At 56.4% G+C, this 1,210-nt stretch carries 1 protein-coding gene; it reads right to left on the bottom strand.

What is annotated here, in order from left to right:
• Positions 1 to 131: 131 nt before the first annotated feature.
• A partial coding sequence (locus ACXJ5O_RS27510) for an MFS transporter (RefSeq protein ID WP_457302678.1) occupies positions 132 to 1,210 on the bottom strand: 1,079 nt, incomplete at its 5' end.

Here is a 1,210-nt window from a genome sequence, read left to right on the forward strand (position 1 = left end):
CTTGAGAATGGTGTTCTTTATATGGGGTTAGATATCGTTTTTCAAACCAGCATTCCTGACAATTGACGTCAGCAGCGTTCATAAAGGAGGACTGGCCAAAAAAAGCCCGGGCATGCCCGGGCTTTTGTTGTTCAGGCCGTGGCGGGTTCGCCTCGTACTTCCCGCATACTTGGCAGGAAGATCGTCAGCAATCCAAGGAATGGCAGGTAGGAACAGATCATATAGACATAGTCGATGCCCTTGGCGTCGGCGACGAAGCCGAGCACCGCCGCGGCAATGCCGGCCATTCCGAAGGCAAAGCCGAAGAAGATGCCGGCGATCATGCCGACCCGGCCGGGTACCAGCTCCTGTGCAAAAACCACAATCGCAGGAAAAGCGGACGAGAGGATGAAGCCGATGAAAACCGTCAGCACACCTGTCCAGAACAGATTGGCGTAGGGCATCATCAACGTGAATGGCAGGACGCCAAGGATCGAGAACCAGATGACGGCCTTGGTGCCGATCTTGTCGCCGATTGGGCCGCCAAGAATAGTCCCGACAGCAGCAGCACCGAGGAACAGGAACAGCATCATTTGCGATTGCTGCACCGAAATGCCGAATTTGTGGATGACGTAGAACGTATAATAGCTGGAGATACTGGCAAGGTAGATGTTCTTGGTGAAGACAAGCAGCGTCAGGATCAGCAGCGATGTAATGACCTTTTTGCGCGGCAGCTTCAGGACCCTGCTGGCGGCTGGCTTGTTTGCGTTGGCGATGCGATAGCGCTGGTACCAGTTGCCGACCTGATAAAGGATGATCATGCCGATCAGAGCGGCAGCGGAGAACCAGGCAATACTTTGCTGGCCGCGCGGCAGAACGATGAAGGCTGCGAGCAAGGGCCCGAGCGCCGTGCCGAAATTGCCGCCGACCTGAAAGAACGACTGTGCCAGACCATGGCGGCCGCCCGAGGCGAGACGGGCCACGCGCGAGGATTCCGGGTGGAAGATCGACGAACCGATGCCGATGAAAGCCGCGCCGGCAAGCAACATGACATAATGCGTGGCAATGGAAAGCAAGCCGAGCCCAACCAGCGAAAAAGCCATGCCGACAGGCAGCGAATAGGGCATCGGTCGCTTGTCGGTATAGGTGCCGACAATCGGCTGCAGCAGCGAGGCCGTGACCTGGAATGTCAGCGTCAGAAAACCGATCTGCTTGAAATTGAGGCCATAAT

This window comes from Phyllobacterium sp. P5_D12, from assembly GCF_054049495.1.